The 17731-nt window shown below is 32.8% G+C and carries 15 protein-coding genes; all 15 read right to left on the minus strand.

The window, feature by feature from the left end; genetic code table 11:
* Nucleotides 1-27: 27 nt before the first annotated feature.
* The 15 genes from AC57AW_RS20770 to AC57AW_RS20840 all read right to left on the minus strand — a co-directional run bounded on the left by AC57AW_RS20770 (nt 28) and on the right by AC57AW_RS20840 (nt 17629).
* A complete protein-coding gene (locus tag AC57AW_RS20770; RefSeq protein ID WP_496353406.1) occupies nt 28-720 on the minus strand; it encodes an FkbM family methyltransferase in 693 nt (230 codons plus the stop codon).
* Between the two features lie 28 nt (nt 721-748).
* Nucleotides 749-1960, minus strand: coding sequence for a glycosyltransferase (locus AC57AW_RS20775; protein ID WP_496353407.1), 1212 nt, complete (start codon nt 1958-1960; stop codon nt 749-751).
* Nucleotides 1961-1980: 20 nt separating this feature from the next.
* The gene (locus tag AC57AW_RS20780) at nt 1981-3144 is read right to left on the minus strand and encodes a glycosyltransferase family 4 protein (protein WP_496353408.1); all 1164 of its coding nucleotides are present in this window, start codon (nt 3142-3144) and stop codon (nt 1981-1983) included.
* Complete coding sequence (locus AC57AW_RS20785; protein WP_496353409.1) at nt 3141-4244, minus strand: O-antigen ligase family protein; 1104 nt, start codon at nt 4242-4244, stop codon at nt 3141-3143. The genes AC57AW_RS20780 and AC57AW_RS20785 overlap by 4 nt, the downstream gene beginning before the upstream one ends.
* A gap of 85 nt (nt 4245-4329) precedes the next feature.
* Complete coding sequence (locus tag AC57AW_RS20790) at nt 4330-5604, minus strand: lipopolysaccharide biosynthesis protein (protein ID WP_496353410.1); 1275 nt, start codon at nt 5602-5604, stop codon at nt 4330-4332.
* A gap of 2 nt (nt 5605-5606) precedes the next feature.
* On the minus strand, nt 5607-6533 hold the full coding sequence (locus tag AC57AW_RS20795) for a hypothetical protein (RefSeq protein WP_496353411.1): 927 nt from the start codon (nt 6531-6533) through the stop codon (nt 5607-5609).
* A 5-nt stretch (nt 6534-6538) separates the two neighbouring features.
* Entirely contained in the window at nt 6539-7174 is a 636-nt protein-coding gene (locus AC57AW_RS20800) for a PIG-L deacetylase family protein (protein WP_496353412.1), read from the minus strand.
* 5 nt (nt 7175-7179) lie between these two features.
* Nucleotides 7180-8193, minus strand: a complete 1014-nt coding sequence (locus AC57AW_RS20805; protein ID WP_496353413.1) for a Gfo/Idh/MocA family protein — start codon at nt 8191-8193, stop codon at nt 7180-7182.
* Nucleotides 8194-8203: 10 nt separating this feature from the next.
* Entirely contained in the window at nt 8204-8776 is a 573-nt protein-coding gene (locus AC57AW_RS20810) for an acyltransferase (RefSeq protein WP_496353414.1), read from the minus strand.
* A 12-nt stretch (nt 8777-8788) separates the two neighbouring features.
* A complete protein-coding gene (locus tag AC57AW_RS20815; RefSeq protein ID WP_496353415.1) occupies nt 8789-9913 on the minus strand; it encodes a DegT/DnrJ/EryC1/StrS family aminotransferase in 1125 nt (374 codons plus the stop codon).
* A 37-nt stretch (nt 9914-9950) separates the two neighbouring features.
* Nucleotides 9951-11141: an L-2-hydroxyglutarate oxidase gene (gene lhgO / locus AC57AW_RS20820; protein WP_496353416.1), complete on the minus strand. Its 1191-nt coding sequence runs from the start codon at nt 11139-11141 to the stop codon at nt 9951-9953.
* A gap of 6 nt (nt 11142-11147) precedes the next feature.
* Nucleotides 11148-12443 (minus strand): nucleotide sugar dehydrogenase, encoded by a 1296-nt coding sequence (locus AC57AW_RS20825; protein ID WP_496353417.1) that lies wholly within the window; start codon nt 12441-12443, stop codon nt 11148-11150.
* Nucleotides 12443-14830, minus strand: coding sequence for a GumC family protein (locus AC57AW_RS20830; RefSeq protein WP_496353418.1), 2388 nt, complete (start codon nt 14828-14830; stop codon nt 12443-12445). The genes AC57AW_RS20825 and AC57AW_RS20830 overlap by 1 nt, the downstream gene beginning before the upstream one ends.
* 6 nt (nt 14831-14836) lie before the next feature.
* Complete coding sequence (locus tag AC57AW_RS20835; protein ID WP_496353419.1) at nt 14837-15661, minus strand: polysaccharide biosynthesis/export family protein; 825 nt, start codon at nt 15659-15661, stop codon at nt 14837-14839.
* A 39-nt stretch (nt 15662-15700) separates the two neighbouring features.
* On the minus strand, nt 15701-17629 hold the full coding sequence (locus tag AC57AW_RS20840; protein ID WP_496353420.1) for a polysaccharide biosynthesis protein: 1929 nt from the start codon (nt 17627-17629) through the stop codon (nt 15701-15703).
* Nucleotides 17630-17731 lie beyond the last annotated feature (102 nt).

Here is a 17731-nt window from a genome sequence, read left to right on the forward strand (position 1 = left end):
TTACGATTATAAAAAAGAAATAAGCAACTATACTTTTATAAAAGATAATTCTTCTTTTGAATTCGATATCCCGAATAATTTAAATCCTTTTTGGTCTAATAAATTAAGAAGTTCTTTGGTTTTATCTTTTCCGTCTGAAAAAAATCTCTCGTGAATTTCTACTAACAGCTGACCTATTTCTACAGGAGCAGACAATATGCTTTCTAAAACCTTGTACTCAGAACCCTCAATATCAATTTTCACTATATCTATATATGAATGTCCCAATTCTTTAACAATATCTGAGAGACATTTCATTGATGCTTTTACAGCTTTCTTTTCATCAACATTGACTTGATTTATAACACTTCCTGAAATATGGTTATCATTTTTGGGTAACAAAAATTCAACCACTCCCGTATGGTCATCTATCCCATAGGAAAAAAAAGTAAATTCTGAGGGAATATTTCTATTTTTAACCCATTCTATAGATTTTGGAGTAGGATCGAATGCATATACTTTACATCCAAATTCTTTGATCAAAGCTTCGTCAAATGAAATATCTTCACCCACACCAAAAGAATAGATAATAGATTGGTCACTAAGTTTTACTGGAGAAACATAAAAACCACTATAATCATTACCATACCATTTATGTTTTATACTTATATTTCTTTTTACATTAGTAATTTTTCCGGTCAATGCATTGATTGTAGATCGTATTTTTACAGTTAAACTCATATCTATTTGGTTTTCTAATTATTCGTTACTAATTCTTCGTTATTAATTCTTTATATAAATCTATATAATTTTTGAAGGCATTTTTTTTATCAAATAAATCCAAGACTCTTTTTCTACAATTTTCGGAATAAAAAGCACGGGTATTTTTTCTAATTTTCTCAATGGCGTTTACAAGTCCAGAAACATCATCTTTTTCTACCACAATTCCTGTTAATGCACTTATCGCTTCCGGAGAACCTCCGGTTTTAAAAGTAATAACAGGTGTTCCGCAAGATTGAGCTTCTAAATTGGTAGTGGGAAAAGTGTCTTCCAAAGTAGGATTTACAAACACATCCGCAGCAGAATAAAGTTCTGCGAGCTCGTTTACATCTTTCGTTCTTTCAAATCCAATAATATTTAAAGGTAGTGTTTCAACTTGTTTTTTACTTAATCCAACCAATACAATTCTATAATCATCAGACAGTATTTTCGATAATTCTATAAAATATTTCAATCCTTTTCTCTTATCCCAAGGACTAGCTACTCCTAGTAATAAAAATTTATTTTCAATGTTATATCGTTGTTTGAAATCATTTTCTTTATAATCAAACTGCTGAACATCAATTCCATTATGAATTGTTTTTACATTATAACTTTTAAGAAAAGATTTTTTCACTTCACCTTCGAGCCAATTAGACACGGGAACAATCGTCATTTGCGCTACTGAGGTAAATAGTTTCTTCTTGTCAAGATAATTTCTTTTTGAGTTATCTTTCCAAATAGATTTTGGATATTCTGAAATTTGCGGACATTCACCACATTGTGTTTCCCATTTATTACATTCTACCAGCTCATAATAGGCACAATGTCCTGTAAAAGACCAACAGTCATGGAAAGTCCATACAACCGGCAAATTGATCTCTTTCAAAAAATTAAACAAAATATCAATATTTATAAAATATCCATGTACATGCTGTAAATGAATAATGTCCGGATTAATTTCTTTTATTTTCTCAATAAGTTCCTTTGTTGCTTTTCCAGACCCATATCCATGTCTATCTGTAAGTCTTGTCAATATAACATGCTTATAAACATCCAGTTTATTTCCGATCTGAAAAACTTCAGACTTACTGGGAAGAGCTTCTCTTCCATAAGCGATATAGCTTTTCCATCCTTCATTCAGGACATTTTCTCCAATCTGTTCGGCAATCCTACCTACAGATCCAATATTCACTTCACTGCTTATTTGTAATATTTTCATAAGACTTATCTGACAGCTATTTAGCTTAGAGTTCTTTTTGCAATAATAGAATAATCTAAATACTCTTTTGCTGTTTTTTCAGCTCCTTTTTTCATTGATTCAATTTTCTCAGGATGCAGTATTAAATCTAACAAAATTTCTTTAATAAAATCTTCATTAATATCAGGGGTATCAATTTTTATAAGATTATTATTCTGATTGAGATAAGACATATCCTGCCCTCCAAAATCCCCAACAATAAGGGGCAGATGCATCCCTATTGACTGCTGCCAAAGCACTGACTGACTGGCCGGAAATAATGCAATATCAGAAATTGCCATTAGTTCATAAATTTTTTTACTGTCCGCCCATCCTGTAAAATGGATGTTAGTACCTTCAGCATCCTCCAACATGGTTTTTAAATAATCTTCATGATCTTTATCTGCTGTACCAAATACTATCATATGAACATTTTTCTGATTTATTTTTTTTACTGCCTTCACAGCCAAATGGGTACGTTTCAGCTTATGGAATTTTCCGCCTGTGATGATTACGATATCATTAGGTAAAATATTGTATTCCTTCCTCAGTTTTATAATATCTGTTTCATTTCTAAATTTTTCACATTCATCATATTCACAACCAAGAGGAAGAAGTTCCATCTCATCATATGAAATTCCATAAATTTTATGAAGGAATTCTTCACTGGCAGGAACTACAGGATATATTTTATCAATATACTTTTTATATTTATATAGATATCCTTTTCGTATAATTTTATGAAGAATATTAATTGACAGCCAATTTTTCCCAGAATTTGTAGAATCAGCATGATAATCCATAATAATTCTGGTATTATACTTATTTTTATAATCTACTAAATCCCCGATATTAAATTGTATATCATGAGAAAAAAGAAAATCCGGTTTTTCCTGGTCCAGAATCCTTTTAACATTCTTGAACCGTCTTATCCGGTTTAGAATATTTATACTATAAGGTTCTCTGTAAATTTTCACTCCATTATCATATTCAATTTTTTCGGGAACTGAATTATCATGAATATCATTAATAAAGTCAAGAATTTTCTCATTTGTACTTGTTATTACTACCACTTCATACCCTAATTTAATATAACTCTTCGCAATTAAATTTTCCTGATACTGAAAGTTTATAAAGTAGGCATCACACAGCATTAATATTTTCATGTCTGTATTATTTTTTCATTTTGTTGTTTTGTAATATGGCTATTAATAGTAAATGCTAGTAATGGCCAGAACAATAAATAATTGGCAATAGATCCTGATGAGTTGGATGAAATCACATCCATCAATAAAATTGCTCCTATCCAATTATAATAGGGTATTTTTATATATCTGATTGCATTTATCAATGCTATTATGGTAATTATAACAATCATTACTCCACCTACAAAACCAATGCTCATTAAGGATTCAAGCAACAGATTGTGGGGATAAGTACCTCCAAAAATAGTTTCAATGGAATCACCGAAGATTGGATGATCAAGAAACTGATTCCAGGCTGACTTAAATAATTCTGCTCTATACCGATCACTATCATTAGAAGAAAAGCCTGTTTCTTTAAATCTCTCAAAAAGTAGTTCTGAAATATTTAAATATTGAGGAAAAATGCTCATCAGTATTACTACCACAATAACAAATAAAAGGATATATTTTGGCTTAATAAGTTTTCTGGAACTTAGTAAAAATATAACAATAACTATCACTAATTGTAATAATGGTCCTCTTGAGCCGGCCATAAACAAATTGAAGAGACTGATCCCCATCCCTACACCAAGTAAAACTTTCTGCCAGGGGGTATTTTTTTCTAAAAATATAGTAAAACAAATAAAGAACATAACACCAGCTGCTCTACCAAAGGAAACGGTATTAAGAGCGGCATTTGCATCTGCTCTTATCAGTACATCATCCGGTACTATTTGGGGTTGTGTAATGTTATTATACAGCCCCCATAAATTAACAATATATAAAACAATTACCACCCATTTTCGTGCGGATATAATGGTATTTTGAGAAAAATTTGTTGTACAGGCCAAAGAACAGGCAATAATACCAGCAGAGAAAGCCCAATAATCTACAATAGGAGACTGTATCATTTTTGTAGTCAATGCTGAATCATAAAGCAATCGTAATAAATACAGAAACCAAAAAGTATATATTAAAAGGTGTTTATTTGTGATTCTAATTTTATTTTTAAGAATTACCCAGCTAGCCAATAAAAAGACAAATACTCTATATCCTACAGAAACAGGTCTTGAAGATTCCATGTTCAGTAAACTAGGAAAAAAAGATATTAGCTCATACCCATAAAGCATCAGAACCAAAAAAAAGACTTGTAATTTATTTACTTTTTCAATGTACACCTTTTGATAATTTATTTGTAAAAATTAAGAAAACAATATTTGATAAAATAGAAACTCCGGAAAATAATATTAATGAAACATAATAATCTGAAAAATAATAATATCCAGAATAAATTGAAATAAAAACCAACAAAGCATTTATTACCTGAAGCCTCATCAATATCTTTTGTTTACCTACTACATAAAACAAAGTATTAAGTGGGCTTACGACAAATTCTATCAAAAGCATTACAGATAAAATCCTGGAAAAATACCCTGCTATTTCCCATTTTTCTCCAAAAACAAATACAAACAATTTTGGTGAAAGAATAAAAATAATTAAATATATTGGAAACGACATGAGGATAAGCTTTTTAATTGTAGCTTTATAAAGTGAGCTGCAATTACCTTTTTTTCTTATTTCATCAATTGCCTCATTTCTGAAAACATTTCCAACAGAAGTTGTAATAATAATATTGGGAAGTCGTATCATTCTATTTGCCATTGAAAAAAAGCCAACAATTGTTGTACTGTATAAAATAGAAAATAATACGGGAATAAACTGTTGACTTGCAGTAAGCGACATATCAGAGATAATCATATATCTGGGAAAGGAGGAATATTCTTTGGCAACATCCTTCAGCTTTAAAGGATATGATTTTAAATAAATTAATAATTCTCTATCCGTCAAAAGTAAATATAGTACTGAGGTGAGTATACCTAATACCAATCCTATTATCATACCATTAGCATAACTCAATAAACCAAGTAAAATACTAGCAGAACAAGATACAACTACTTGTATTGCATTTGTAAATGTAATCTTTTTATATTTTTTATTTCTTTGATTCCAGTAGCCTAGTGCGGAATATAGAGCTCCTAAAAAAATATATAATGGGGCAATGTAAGCCTCATTATTTGAAAGGAAGTGGGTTTTATCCTGAATATGAAATACATTTTTTAGCAAGAAAATAATCAAGAGATACATCAATGATACTGATATACTGATATAAATGATAAGCCTAAATATCGTGGAAGCTTTATTAGCTTCTTTTGGAAGTCCAATAGCAAGCTCATAACGTCCGGTAGAAAGTACTGCTAAAAAAATTGTAAAACTGGTAAAGATAGAAAGAGTACCAAATGCTTCAACAGAATACATTCTCGAAAGCAATGGGGAGGTAGCAATTACTATTAGCTGACTGATAACAGTACCACTAGACAGGATTGCTACATTTTGTAAAAAAGAATTCGATTTTACACTATTTAAAATTTTTCTAAAATTCAAAACTACTTAAATAATTTTTCATTCATAATTTTTTTCCTGGCCAATACCTGAGATATCTCTTCCGCAGGGCTTCCTATTACAGTCTGCCCATCTTCAACATTCTTTACAACCACAGCAGATAATCCAATTGTAACATTGTTTCCTATCTTTTTTTGGTTGATAATTGAAGAAGATGGAGCTATCCAGGTATTTTCACCTATTTGTACACTTCCTGCAACCATTGCATTGGCAATAACAAGACTATTTCTTCCCACTTGTACTCCATGAGCAATGTGAACAAGATTATCAACCTTTACGTTATCCATCAGAATTGTACTTCCCAATACAGCCCTGTCTATACAAGTGTTATTTCCTATTTCTACATTATTACCAATGACAACATTTCCAATATGTGGAATAAAAACATACTCACCGGTTTCATCCTTCTCATATCCGAATCCTACTCCGCCTATTGTATTATTGGCTCCAATAATAACATTCTCTCCAATAATAGTGTCATTCTTAATTGTTGTATGATGGTCAATAGTTGTAAAAGATCCAATGACAGAGTTATCTTCTATCACAACATATTCTCCTACATAAACATCTTTTCCTATTTCAACATTATTTCCAATAATTGCAGTACGGGATATTCCTATTTTTTTTGCTGGCATAAAAAATTCAGAAAGAACCTTCTGAAAAGCTAATCTTGGGTTTTCAAACAGTAAATATGTACAATCATTATTTACAAGTTCTGGCAAACTTCCGCATAAGATGATACCTTTAGAAATATTTTTAAGTTTATCACTAAACTTGGCAGATACCCACATAAGTACGTCGTCCCTTTCATTCTCTTCATCTAACTGAATAGCATTAATAACATTTATATCAGTATTTCCTATTACTTCTATAGGTTTAAGCTTTTCAATAATTTCTTTAAGTATCACCATATATATTATTTTATTGAAAATCTTACGACTTCAAAAGTTTCAGCATATTTTACTCCAAACTGCACTCCTCTTGCAACTGCCAGAGACCTGATAAAGTCAGCACTTAAATAATCTCTGAATCCTTGAGATTTATACTCTTTTAATGCATCTATTTTCTTATTGATATGTCTTTCTTCAAGAGATACATAGCTCTGTGTATTAAAAGATAGATTATTCCAGATAAGCTCATAGCTAAAAATGGATTTTGTTTTAAATGCTCTTATCCCTTCATTAGCGATTGTAGAATGATCCTGATGAATATCATTAATACTCGGAATCAATATTAAATCAATATCTTGATTAACTCTTTTAAATTTAATCAATTCTTCTAATATCTCCTGTCTTGCATAGTTTAGCTTACGTACCTGATAATTAAATATTATTACATTTTCTTCTCTGATTCCGAGAACTTTTGTAGCTGCCTTAACTTCAGTTTTCAAAATATCTTTTGGAAAACCTACAGGTACAGACTCTTCCGCAGTAGAAAATGCCATATAAAAAACTTCGGCACCTTCCTCTATCAATTTTGAGATAAAACCACCTGCACCTAATTCACCATCATCTGTATGAGGTGCTAAAACCAAAACTTTCTTAAAGTTCATATTCGTTATTTTTTAAGAGCGTAAATTCTTTCTATAATATCCACAACTTTTAATCCTTCCAACGCATTGGTTGTAATGGCATTTCTTCCTTTCAACACATCTACCACATTTTCAATAATATAATGATGATTAGCGGCAGAACCTTTGTATGCACCATAATCATTTCCTGGGTTGGTTGGTGGCAGTTCCGGCAATATATAATCTTTTACATTACAAACTTCCACTTTATCCATATATTGACCACCTATTTTTACGGCTCCATTTTCAGCAATAATGGTCATAGAACTTTCAAGGTTCTGATTCCATACTGAAGTAGAATAATTTAATGATCCCATCCCACCATTTACAAAATCAAAGTTAACAAAACCTGAATCTTCGAAGTCAGTAAGATTTGCATGGTTAAAGTCTGCAAATTTTGCCTGAATATTGGTAATATCACCAAATAGCCAGTACATAATATCTATAAAATGAGAAAACTGCGTAAATAATGTTCCACCATCCAGATCCTGTTTTCCATGCCATGATTCAGGTTTATAATATCTGTCATCACGGTTCCAGTAGCAGTTGAGCTGAACCATGTATATTTCACCAAGCTTTCCGCTTTCTACCATTTCTTTCACCCACACAGAAGGTGGAGAATAACGGTTTTGCATTACGGCAAAAACTTGTTTATGTTTGTGCAATGCCTGGAAAATAAGTTTTTCAGCATCGTGTTTTTTCAAAGCCATTGGCTTTTCTACAACAACATGTTTTCCTGCATCTATCACTTTATAAGACTGTTCAAAGTGAAATCCGTTTGGAGAAGCAATATTAATAACATCCACTTCAATACCGGAAGCTAAAAACTCATCTAGTGATGCAAAAAAAGGAACCTCATAATTTTCAATGCCTAGTACAGATTTATCTTTAACATCGATCAATCCTACCAATTCACATTCCTCATTTCTTGAGATCATTTCGGCATGTCTTTTTCCGATATGCCCGCAGCCAACTACTGCAAATTTTATTTTTTCACTCATTTGTATGTTTTTAAATTTTAGAAACCTTATTATTTTCTAATCTGTATTTTTCTCCACTTTCTTCACAAACAGCAATATTTTCTGCATCAAATTGAAGTCTTTGTCCAAATTCGCTCATCCATCCCATTTGTCTGGCAGGGTTACCTACTACCAATGCGTAATCCAGCACCTCTTTTGTGACTACAGCTCCAGCTCCAATAAAAGCAAACTGGCCTATGTTATGTCCACAGACAATAGTTGCATTAGCTCCTATAGATGCACCTTTTCCAACATGTGTTTTCAGGTATTCATTCTTTCTGTTTACGGCGCTTCTTGGGTTTATTACGTTGGTAAAAACCATTGAAGGACCTAAAAAAACATCATCATCGCAAGTTACTCCTTCATAGATAGAAACATTATTCTGAACTTTCACATTTTTTCCTAAAACTACTTTTGGTGAGATAACTACGTTTTGTCCTATATTACATTTTTCTCCCAAAACACACCCGGTCATAAGGTGTGAAAAGTGCCAAATTTTGGTCCCGGACCCTATCTGGCAACCTTCATCAATAACAGCTGTTTCGTGTGCAAAAAAATCTGACATATCTGCTTTATATTAATTAAAATAGTTCTTAATTTCTGTAATAATAACATCCAGTACTTCCTGATCAAATTCTGTATGTACAGGAAGTGAGATTACTTCGCTGCAAAGCTGCTCCGTAACAGGAAGACTAAAACCTTCTTCTACATATTGAAGAAAAGCCTCTTGTTTGTAAAGGGGTAAGGGATAATAGATCATACTTGGAATATTCTTTTCTGCCAAGTATTTTTGTAGTCCATCTCTTGTTCCATTTTTCACCCTAAGAGTATACTGATGGAATACATGGGTAGAATTTTCAGCTCTTTTGGGAGTTTGAATTTCTGCAATATCTACAAGGTTTTCATCGTAATAATCAGCCATCCTATTTCTGGCAGCTGAGTATTCGTCCAAGTGTTTTAACTTAACTTTTAAAACGGCTGCCTGAATGGTATCCAATCTGGAATTACAGCCTAAAACTTTGTGATAGTATTTCTTTTCCTGACCATGGTTAGCAATCATTCTGATTTTTAAAGCCAGATCATCATCATTCGTCATTAAAGCACCCCCATCACCATAGCATCCAAGATTTTTTGACGGAAAAAATGAGGTACACCCGATATGGCCGATGGTCCCGGTTTTTTTAACAGTTCCATCAGAAAAAGTATAATCAGAACCAATTGCCTGAGCATTGTCTTCTATAACAAAAAGATTGTGTTTTTCTGCAAATTCAAGAATTTTCTCCATATTGGCACTTTGCCCATATAAATGAACAGGAACAATGGCTTTGGTATTGGGTGTCAGATATTTTTGTAAATCTTCCAGCTCAAGATCAAAAGTATCTTCGTTTACATCTACCATTATTGGTTTTAATCCTAAAAGACCAATAACTTCGGCAGTAGCCACATAAGTGAAAGCCGGGCAGATAATTTCGTCACCAGGCTGCAGATCAAGTGCCATCATAGCAATTTGAAGAGCATCTGTTCCGTTAGCACATGGAATAACATGTTTTACTCCCAGATATTTTTCAAAATCCTGTTGAAATTCTTTTACAGCAGGACCGTTAATAAATGCTGTATTGTCTATACATTCCTGAATACCGGCATCTACGTCTTTTTTTATTTTCAGGTATTGACTTTTAAGGTCAACCATTTGAATTCTCATATCTTTAGTTTTTTGAGTGCACGTAGAGGTGCATATTTTAATTCACAATAAGCTCACTGATCTTATTTCCTATAGAAAGACAGGAAGTGGCTGCCGGAGAAGGGGCATTTCTAACGTGAATGATGTTTCCGTTTTTCACAATATCAAAATCATCAATCAATCCTCCATTTCTGTCGCAAGCCTGAGCTCTTACACCTGAACCTCCTGTTACAAGGTCGTTTTCCTGTATTTCAGGTAAAAGTTTCTGCAGAGCTTTTGTAAATGCAGATTTGGAAAGTGAACGATGCATTTCTCCCATCCCTGTTTTCCCATATTTCGCTACAATTTTCCTAAATCCCGGCCATAACATGGTCTGCATAGTTTCATTGAAATTGAAATCGAAAAAATTGTATCCTTCCTTTTTGAAAGCCAGCACTGCATTAGGACCAGCTTCAATATTACCATCAATCATTCTGGTAAAGTGCACTCCAAGGAACGGAAAACTAGGGTCAGGTACCGGATAAATAAGATGTTTTACCAGATATTTTTTTTCATCCTTAATTTTATAATATTCTCCTCTGAACGGAATAATGACCACATCGTTTTTTTCGTTGGTCATTTTGGTGATCTTATCAGAATAGAGTCCTGCGCAGGAAATCAGCTTTTTTGTTTTAAATTCGGAAATATTGGTGTTTACAATAATTTCAGATCCTTTATCAATGATGTTTTTTACTTCATTATTAAATCTTACTTCTCCTCCTAATTCTTCAAAAAGTTCTTTTATTTTTTTTGCTATTCCCGGATAGTCGATAATTCCGGTCTGCGGAACTTTGATTGCTTTTACGCCCTCACAATGGGGTTCAATTTCACGGAATTCGTCTCTTGAAAGGTATTTTAAATTCTGTAAGCCATTTTCAACACCTCTTTTATAAATATTATCTAAAAGGGGTAATTCTTCCTGTGAAGTTGCTACGATTATTTTTCCACAAAGATCATATCTTATTCCGTATTTCTCAGCAAAATTAATGACTGAGTTATACCCTTCGATACAATTTTTTGCCTTAAGACTACCGGGTTTATAATAAATCCCGCTATGGATTACTCCACTGTTATGTCCCGATTGGTGCAATGCCACATCGTTTTCTTTTTCCAAAATTAAAATCTTAGAATCAGGATTTTTCAGCTTAGTCTGATAGGCTGTAGCCAATCCTACTAAACCAGCACCAATGATTATAATATCATAGCTCATTATCTGTTACAGTCTTGCATCCACCAGATTTCTGTCTAAACATGCTTTGGTATCAAAAACCACTGCATTTTCCTTTTTAAGCAGATCCAGATCCATTTGCAGAAACTCATTATGAGATACTGCAATAACTAAAGAATCATACTTTTTACCTTCCTGAAGAACATCCAGAATATCAATTCCATATTCATGTCTTACTTCTTCTTTGCTTGCCCAGGGATCATAAATATCTACATTTACTCCGTAATCAGCAAGTTCTCTATAAATATCTACAACTTTGGTATTTCTGACATCCGGACAGTTTTCTTTGAAGGTAACTCCTAAAATCAAGGCGTTAGAATTTTTAATCACTCCACCTTTGGCAATAAGAAGCTTCACTACTTTAGCTGCAACAAACTTTGCAATAGAATCGTTTACACGTCTTCCTGATAAAATAACATCTGGATGATATCCTAATTGCTCTGCCTTGTGTGCAAGGTAATAAGGATCTACGGAGATACAATGTCCTCCTACTAATCCCGGTTTATATTTAAGGAAATTATATTTTGTCCCTGCAGCTTCCAATACGTCATTAGTATCAATTCCTACTCTATCAAAAATTAAAGCCAATTCGTTAACAAAAGAAATATTAACATCTCTTTGTGCATTTTCGATAGCTTTTGAGGCTTCTGCTACTTTAATGCTTGGAGCTTTATGAGTTCCAGCTGTAATGATTTTCTTATATAGATTATCTACTTCTTCAGCGATTTCTTCCGTAGAACCTGAAGTTACTTTTTTAACACTTGTAAGCGTATTTACTTTATCTCCCGGATTAATTCTTTCCGGAGAATATCCTACAAAAAAGTCTTCGTTAAACTTAAGTCCCGAATATTTTTCAAGAACCGGTACGCATTCTTCTTCTGTACATCCGGGGAAAACCGTAGATTCATAAATAATAATATCTCCTTTTTTGATAATTTCGCCCAACATTTTTGAGGCAGAAATTAAAGGGTTTAAATCTGGTGCATTATACTTGTCAATGGGTGTAGGAACTGTTACAATAAATACATTAGCTTCAGAAATATCAGACAACAGGCTTGTTGCTTTATAGCCTAAAGAACCGTTAGATTCATTATATTTTTTTAGTCCGTTGTTTAATTTATCAACATCTGCTTCAAGCGTTATATCCTTCCCATTATTAAGCTGCTCAACACGCTGCGTATTGATATCAAATCCAAAAACAGGATAGTGATCTGCAAATTCAAGAGATAAAGGAAGACCTACATAACCTTGGCCTATAACAGCTATTTTATATGTTGTTATCATTAACTAAGTTTATTTTTTATTTTTTGAAACCAAGACTGTTCTGTATGCTGGTTATAACCATAACCGTATTTGTTGCTGTATCCTAAATCTTCTCTGTTTACATCGTTAAGCACAAATCCAACATTTTTGATTTTTTTCTGATCGATATTGCTGTTTGCAAATTCTAATAATGCTTTTTCTGTGTATCTGGATCTGGATACATAAATAGTGACATCAGAAAGTTCAGCAATAAGGAAAGTATCTGTAACAAGTAACAATGGCGCAGTATCAAGAATAATATATTCATATTTATCTTTCAATTCACTTAGAAGTAACTCATAACGACCGTTGGATAATAGTTCTGTTGGGTTCGGAGGAATCATCCCTGAATAAATTACATCCAGGTAAGGATTAAAAGATGATACATGAATGATATCTTCAAGTTTCATCTCATCATTATAAAGATACTCTGTAAGTCCGGTAAGTCCCTTTCTGGCCGGATTATATCTTTGAAGCTGAGGATTTCTGACATCAGATCCTATGATAATCGCCTTTTTCTTAGGATTGGCCAACGTTAAAGCTAAATTGACGGAAGTAAATGTTTTCCCTTCTCCTTTTACTGTTGAAGTAACAAACACAACTTTCCCTTTTTTCTCTTTAGGAAGCATGAAATTCATATTGGTGATAAGAATTCTAAATGCTTCAGCCATAGGAGTAATATCATTCATTTTTACGATCTCAGAATCTCCTTTCTCAAGACTAGGTAGTTCTGCAATAATAGGAGCGTGTACTAATTTTTCCAGATCGTGTTTAGTAACAACTTTATTATTTAATAATTCTGAAAAATAAATTATTAAAAATGGAATAAAAAGCCCTACAAATAAAGCTGCCAATAGAATAACCTTTGTTTTTGGGGCTACAGGGTTTGCTAACGCATAAGCCAGATCAATAACTCTCGCTTTAGGAGCTGTAATAGATTGTGCTATTGCTGTTTCTTCTCTTTTTTGAAGTAATAATAAATATAAATTCTCTTTAATCTGCTGCTGTCTTTCTATTCCTCTAAACATTTTTTCAATAGATGGAATTTTAGCAATTTTTCCAGAAACTTTATTCTGCTCCCCTACATATTCATTTCGAGCAAGCTCCAATCCTTTTTTATTTCTTTGAAGGGTCTCAACAACAGAAGTTCTAAGCACATTGATTTGCTTGCTGATTTCTACAACCGTTGGGTTTTCCGTAGTTGCAGATTCTAAGAACCTTCCTCTTTGTAATATCAACTGATTATACGATGTAATACCAGAATTAGCCTCAGTACTATTTAATCCAATATTTGATGGTAAAACCTGATATTGCCCCTGTCTAGAGATGAAAGAGATTAAAGAATTTGTTAATTCGATCTGAGCATCAAGATCTAATTGTTTTCCACGAGCTGTAGCTGAGCTTTCTAAATCAATTTTAGCTTCAACTTCAAGATCGGTAAGGTTATTTTTGGATTTAAAACTTTCTTTTTCATTTTCAACCTGTCCAAGTTCAACAGAAAGTTTTTTCACTCTATCTTCAATAAAATCCAATGTCTTTTTAGACTCTAGGTTTTTATCTAAAATAGCATCATTATTATAAGCAACAACCAAAGAATTAAGGATATCTTCTGCTTTTGAAGTTTGCGGATAATTCATTGATAGCCGAAGTACAGTAGCATCTTTATTAGCAAGACTTACATTCAGAGCACCGGTTAAGCTATTAACCTTTGCTTCAACAGACGAAATATTTAGTTCTAATTTGTTCGTATTTGCTCCCTGTGCAGCTTTTTCGTTGTATTTATTATTTTTAGTAATAATAATATTAGCAAACGGGAGACTGATCATTCTACCGTAGCTGGAAGTAATTTCTTTATTTAGCCCATCATACTGTATTGAAATCTGATCTCCTTTTAATTCTACCGTTATAGGATTAGTTGAGCCTTTAGATGATTTTTCGTTTATGATCTTTACATCAATAGGGGATGATTCTTTGTAAAGCTCAATAGTTCTGATCCTACCTTTAGCAATAATGGTTGTTTGAAGATTATGATTAATAACAACATCATGCATTAATTTTTTTGATTTCAGTATTTCAATCTCATTAGAAATACTATTTGTTTTCATCCCTCCCAATCCTGATAAATCAGAAAGAACACCTAAATCATTAGTTGATGATGAGTTTTTTGAATCTTTTATAAGTAGCGTCGTCTCTACGTAATAAACTGGTGTGATAAATTTTATCGCAAAATAACTGATTACTAATGCTACAATTGCACTAAAAATGAACCATGGCCATTTTCTTAAATATGGTCTGATTACATCATTAATACTAACCTTATTTGATTTTGTTTCTGCTTCTGAAAATTGAGAAGTTCGCTGGTTATCCATCAATTTTTATTTCTTATTAAATAAACTTACTACTACGGCAATTGCTGTAACCGCGATAGAAATAGCGGTCAGATAAAGTCCAGTATTGGGATTTTGTTTTGCCATAACATCTTTTGTATTGTTTGAAGAAACAATAATGGCATCGCCCTGCTTCAGATTATAATATGGAGAGTTAATTGAATTAGCATCATGAATATTAATACGTCCATGAGAAACAACACCATTTTCTGTTCTGACAACCAGGATATCATTTCTTTTTCCATACTGAGTCAAATCACCAGCCATTCCTAATGCATTTAAAATAGTTGCCTGCCCGTTTGCTATAGTATAGTCCCCTTGTCTATTTACTTCTCCTAATATTGTAACCTTAAAGTTCGAGAGCCTCACATTAATTGTTGGATTAATGACATATTTCGTCATTTTTTCTCTTAACTCATCTTTAAAGACTGTCAAACTTTTATCTGATGTATTCAGCTTTCCCAATATTGGAAAATCAATATCTCCATTTGCATCTACAATATATGTAGGTCCTGACAATACTGTCGTTCCCTGATTAGGAGTATTTCCCCCTGCTATCGCATTTGTTTGGATAAGTTCTGATGAAGAATAATTCTGATTAAAAGGTCTTACAACATCCATATCTTTTGCTGTAATCAGAATAACCAGTTGATCCCCTGCTTGAATTGTATTTGCTGAATTTTTAGCAGAGGCATTGATTGCAACCTGTTCTATATTCTGCATATAATTCAAATCATTCTTAGCATTAGGATTCACTTTACAGGAAACCGCTAAAGAGGACACCAAGATTATTGCTAATATTTTTCCTTTCATTATATTGTTAAATTGTGCAAATATACATTTATATTTTTTCTATTTATCTAAGGCCTCATAGATGGAATTATTACTTCGGAATTCTGGCACAATTGTTTTAAGAATCCTTACTACTTCCACTTTATCTCTTCTAAGGGAAGCTTTAGTAATTTGCTTAGTAAGTGTATCTATTTCTTCAAATCCAATAGAAGGATCTTTAGAGATCATAATTTTATCATTATGAGTAGGAAGTGTTTTTGCATCGTCACTCAAGAGTTCCTCATACAGCTTTTCACCGGGCCTTAATCCTGTATAAATGATCTTAATATCAATATTAGGTTCGAATCCTGATAACTTGATCATTCTTTTCGCAAGATCAAGAATTTTAACAGGTTCACCCATATCAAAGACAAAAATCTCACCTCCTTCGCCCATTGTTCCGGCCTGCAGTACAAGTTCACAAGCCTCCGGAATAGTCATAAAATATCTTACAATATCCGGGTGAGTAATGGTTACTGGTCCTCCAGCTTCAATCTGTTTTTTAAAATGAGGAATTACGGAACCATTGGATCCTAATACATTTCCAAATCTTGTTGTAATAAATTTAGTAACATTGCCATCTACATTTTGCAGCGACTGTACAAAAAGCTCCGCAGCTCGTTTTGAAGCTCCCATTACGTTGGTAGGGTTTACAGCTTTATCTGTAGATACCATTACGAACCTGTTTACTTTATACTTGCTGGATAATGTCGCAACAATCTTTGACCCTAATATATTAACAAAAATTGCTTCATGCGGATTTTCTTCTACCAACGGTACATGCTTATAAGCAGCGGCATGATATACCATCGAGAAGTTATAGGTCTGGAACAGAGATTCCATTCTGTGATAATTAGAAACGTCTCCTAAAACAAATTTGAAAGCAATATGAGGAAACTTATCTCTCATTTCAAGTTCAATTTCATAAAGAGGAGTTTCTGCCTGATCCAGAATGACAATTAAAGAAGGATTGAAGTTAGCCACCTGTCTTACAATTTCACTTCCTATGGAGCCAGCTCCACCGGTCACTAATACTGTTTTATCAAAATGTCTGCTCTTAACCTTTTCGTTCTGAATTTTAATAGGTTTTCTATTTAATAAATCTTCAATTTGAAGATTCCTGATAGATCCACCCAAATCACTGTCTCTCAGTTTTTGTACAGATGGTGCCTTGAAGACATTAAGATCCTTCTCTAAAAATAAATTTACCCACGCATTCATCTCATCTCTGGCCATCATCTCTTTAACAATGAGAATACCATCAATAATAAGATCTTCTTTGGTGTTTTCTTCTATTTTTTGTTTTCCGTAAATGGGCTTTCCTAGTAGAGATGCCCTTTTAGAATCTGTTCTTTGAGTTAAGAAACCTACAACCTGATAAGGCAGGCTTGGATTATCCAGAATAGCACGTGCTATTGCAATTGATTGTTCATCAATACCCAGCACCAAAATTCTTTTTTTCAGTGCACTTCTTCTGTATTCCCTTACAATATGAAAAAACTCTTTCACATATAATCTGAAAAGGAACAATCCCATAAATGAAATTACAAAATAAAGGATCAGATAAGGAGTAAGTATAAACTTAGCTCCCGTAGTCCAGAAGTAAAGAATGTTTACAGTTCCAATAGCCAGCATTGTGCAAAAACAGGATATCAGAAGCTTAAATAAATCTATAAATGTTGAATGGCGGATAATTCCGGCATAGGTCTTGAAGAGATACATAAAAGCAGTATTCACAATAATAATAAAAGCAAATATTAAGCTTTTATCTTCATGATATATAAATTCCTGCTTGGTAATTTTTTCGATAATGTAAGTAGAAAGAAATAAAGATATAACTAGAATAATAATATCTATTACAAGAATTATCCATCTAGGAAGATATCTTACGTCTGAGAGATTGACAACATTATCCCCTCCAAATATTGTTTTTCTAAGAGAATCGTACATTGTCTATATTGGTCTTCATATTTAATTAGGTGTATATCTGATCATCTGATCAAAGATAATTCCGATACAATCATGCAAAAATAAAATAAATTTATTTCAATA

The organism is Chryseobacterium sp. BGA-UO-ETr-SB22, assembly GCF_059567885.1.

Bases quoted from the DNA above. Each gene is read 5' to 3' on its own strand.
- AC57AW_RS20770 (WP_496353406.1), bottom strand. From the start codon at position 720: ATGAGTTTAACTGTAAAAATACGATCTACAATCAATGCATTGACCGGA.
- AC57AW_RS20775 (WP_496353407.1), bottom strand. From the start codon at position 1,960: ATGAAAATATTACAAATAAGCAGTGAAGTGAATATTGGATCTGTAGGT.
- AC57AW_RS20780 (WP_496353408.1), bottom strand. From the start codon at position 3,144: ATGAAAATATTAATGCTGTGTGATGCCTACTTTATAAACTTTCAGTAT.
- AC57AW_RS20785 (WP_496353409.1), bottom strand. From the start codon at position 4,244: ATGGAATCTTCAAGACCTGTTTCTGTAGGATATAGAGTATTTGTCTTT.
- AC57AW_RS20795 (WP_496353411.1), bottom strand. From the start codon at position 6,533: ATGGTGATACTTAAAGAAATTATTGAAAAGCTTAAACCTATAGAAGTA.
- AC57AW_RS20800 (WP_496353412.1), bottom strand. From the start codon at position 7,174: ATGAACTTTAAGAAAGTTTTGGTTTTAGCACCTCATACAGATGATGGT.
- AC57AW_RS20805 (WP_496353413.1), bottom strand. From the start codon at position 8,193: ATGAGTGAAAAAATAAAATTTGCAGTAGTTGGCTGCGGGCATATCGGA.
- AC57AW_RS20810 (WP_496353414.1), bottom strand. From the start codon at position 8,776: ATGTCAGATTTTTTTGCACACGAAACAGCTGTTATTGATGAAGGTTGC.
- AC57AW_RS20815 (WP_496353415.1), bottom strand. From the start codon at position 9,913: ATGAGAATTCAAATGGTTGACCTTAAAAGTCAATACCTGAAAATAAAA.
- lhgO (WP_496353416.1), bottom strand. From the start codon at position 11,141: ATGAGCTATGATATTATAATCATTGGTGCTGGTTTAGTAGGATTGGCT.
- AC57AW_RS20825 (WP_496353417.1), bottom strand. From the start codon at position 12,443: ATGATAACAACATATAAAATAGCTGTTATAGGCCAAGGTTATGTAGGT.
- AC57AW_RS20830 (WP_496353418.1), bottom strand. From the start codon at position 14,830: ATGGATAACCAGCGAACTTCTCAATTTTCAGAAGCAGAAACAAAATCA.
- AC57AW_RS20835 (WP_496353419.1), bottom strand. From the start codon at position 15,661: ATGAAAGGAAAAATATTAGCAATAATCTTGGTGTCCTCTTTAGCGGTT.
- AC57AW_RS20840 (WP_496353420.1), bottom strand. From the start codon at position 17,629: ATGTACGATTCTCTTAGAAAAACAATATTTGGAGGGGATAATGTTGTC.